Genomic DNA, 2,523 nt, shown 5'->3' on the forward strand with positions numbered 1-2,523 from the left:
CAACCTCATCGACGGCGAGCACGTCCCGCTCTACGGCGAGGGCAACAACGTCCGTGACTGGCTCCACGTCGACGACCACTGCCGCGGCATCGCGCTCGTGCTGGTGAAGGGCCGCGCGGGCGAGGTCTACAACATCGGCGGCGGCACCGAGCTGACGAACAAGGAGCTCACGCAGCTCCTGCTCGACGCGACCGGCAAGGACTGGTCGTTCGTCGACCGCGTCGCGGACCGGCTCGGCCACGACCTCCGCTACTCGGTGGACATCACGAAGATCCGCGAGGAGCTCGGGTACGAGCCGCAGGTGCCGTTCGAGCAGGGGCTCGCGGACGTCGTGCAGTGGTACCGCGACAACCGCTCGTGGTGGGAGCCGCTCAAGGAGCGCGCGGCGCTCAGCTGAGCGGCGCGCACGACCTCGACGGGACGCACGACACCATGACGCGATACCTCATCACCGGCGCCGCCGGCATGCTCGGCCAGGACCTCCAGCACGCGCTGGCGGGCCGTGCCGTGACGGCCCTCGGCCGCGCCGACCTGGACATCACCGACGCCGAAGCGGTCGACGCGGCGGTCTCCGGCCACGACGTCGTCATCAACTCGGCGGCGTACACGAAGGTCGACGACGCCGAGACGCACGAGGACGACGCGTACGCCGTGAACGCCACCGGTCCGAAGCTCCTCGCCGAAGCCGCGGTCCGCCACGGCGCGAAGCTCCTGACGGTGTCCACCGACTACGTGTTCGACGGCCACGGCACGTCGCCGTACCCGGAGCACGCCTCGACGGACCCGATCAACGCCTACGGCCGGTCGAAGGCTGCGGGCGAGGCGTTCGTCCGTGAGATCGCACCGGACAGCTCGTACGTGGTGCGCACCGCGTGGATCTACGGCGCGCACGGCCCGAACTTCGCGGCCACGATGCTCCGGCTCGCCGCGTCGCACGACACGGTCAGCGTCGTCACGGACCAGGTCGGGCAGCCCACCTGGACCGGCGACCTCGCAGCGCGCATCGTCGAGCTCGTGGACGGCGACGCCCCCGCGGGCACCTACCACGGCACCAACGCCGGGCAGGGCTCGTGGTTCGACTTCACGCGCGCGATCTACACCGAGGTCGGCCTCGACCCCGAGCGGGTCCTGCCCACCGACAGCACCGCGTTCGTGCGGCCCGCCCCGCGGCCCGCCTACAGCGTGCTGGGGCACGACGGCTGGTCCCGCGCCGGGCTCGCGCCCATGCGCGACTGGCGCGAGGCGCTGCACGCCGCCGTCCAGGCGGGCGCCCTCCAGGCCTGATCCGCCGCGCGACCAGACGACGGCCTGGAGGCTCCCCACCGGTCCGGTGCGGAGCCTCCAGGCCGTCACGGGGTCCTCCCCGTCCCCCCTGGTAGGGTCGGCCAGCCGGGTCACGGCACCACGACCACGACGAGGAGCACACCAGCATGACCACTCTCCACGTCGTCGTCGACCAGGTGGTCGCACCGGTCCCCGGCGGCATCGGCCGGTACGCCGAGGAGCTGACCCGCCACCTCGTCGCCACCGCGCCGGAGGGCTGCGAGGTCGCAGCGGTCGTCTCGGCGGTCGGGAACGACGACCTCCGCCGCCTCGAGACCCTGCTCCCCGGCCTCTCCGAGCTCCAGCGCCTGGCGCTCCCCCGGCGCGAGCTCTCGCTCGCCTGGCAGGGCGGCATCGTCGGTGGGCTCGCGAAGGAGATGGTCCACGCGCCCAGCGTCCTGGCCCCGCTCGTCAAGCACGACCGCGTCCAGTTCCCCGGGCGCCAGAGCGTCGTGACGGTGCACGACACGGTGCCCTGGACGCACCCGGAGACCCTGACGCCCCGCGGCGTCCACTTCCACCGCGCGATGGTGAAGCGCGCGTTCAAGTACGCCGACGCCGTGGTCGTGCCGACGCACGCGGTCGCGTCGGCGCTCAACGAGGTCCACCGGTTCGACGACCGGCTCCGGGTGATCGGCGGCGCGCCGAGCGGTCGGCTCCGGACGCCGGTCGACGCCGACCTCCGCGCGGAGCGGCTCGGCCTCCCCGAGCGCTACGTGCTCGCCGTCGGGACGCTCGAGCCCCGGAAGGGCCTCGCCCACCTCATCGCGGCGATGGCGCACCCGGACGCCCCGCAGGACGTCCCGCTCGTCATCGCAGGTCCGGACGGTTGGGGCGACGTGGACGTCTACGGCACCGCCGAGCGGGCCGGGCTCGCGCGCGACCGGGTCAAGGTGCTCGGCCGTGTGGACGACGCGGACCTCGCGGTCGCGTACGACCGGGCGACGGTGTTCGTCTTCCCGAGCCTCGCGGAGGGCTTCGGCCTCCCCGTGATCGAGGCGATGAGCTTCGGCACGCCGGTGATCCACTCGGACGACGCCGCGGTGAGCGAGGTCGCGTCGGACGCCGGCGTGACCGTCGCCCGTGACCCGCGCGACTCGTACCCCGAGCGGCTGGCCCAGGCCGTCTACCAGGTCGTGAACGACCCGCTCCTCGCATCTCACCTGGCGGTCGCCGGGCCCGACAGAGCGCGGATGTCGA

3 protein-coding genes are annotated in these 2,523 nt (G+C 73.3%); all 3 read left to right on the forward strand.

Annotation, left to right across the window (positions count from 1 at the left end; all coding sequences use genetic code 11):
* On the forward strand, positions 1–397 hold a 397-nt coding region (locus I59_RS09900; RefSeq protein WP_022903733.1), incomplete at its 5' end, for a GDP-mannose 4,6-dehydratase.
* A gap of 35 nt (positions 398–432) precedes the next feature.
* On the forward strand, positions 433–1,284 hold the full coding sequence (gene rfbD / locus I59_RS09905) for a dTDP-4-dehydrorhamnose reductase (protein WP_031273553.1): 852 nt from the start codon (positions 433–435) through the stop codon (positions 1,282–1,284).
* Positions 1,285–1,430: 146 nt separating this feature from the next.
* Positions 1,431–2,523 (forward strand): glycosyltransferase family 1 protein (locus tag I59_RS09910; protein ID WP_022903735.1); only part of this gene is annotated, 1,093 nt, incomplete at its 3' end.

This window comes from Curtobacterium sp. B8, assembly GCF_000333315.1.
In the GTDB taxonomy this organism is placed as follows: domain Bacteria; phylum Actinomycetota; class Actinomycetes; order Actinomycetales; family Microbacteriaceae; genus Curtobacterium; species Curtobacterium luteum.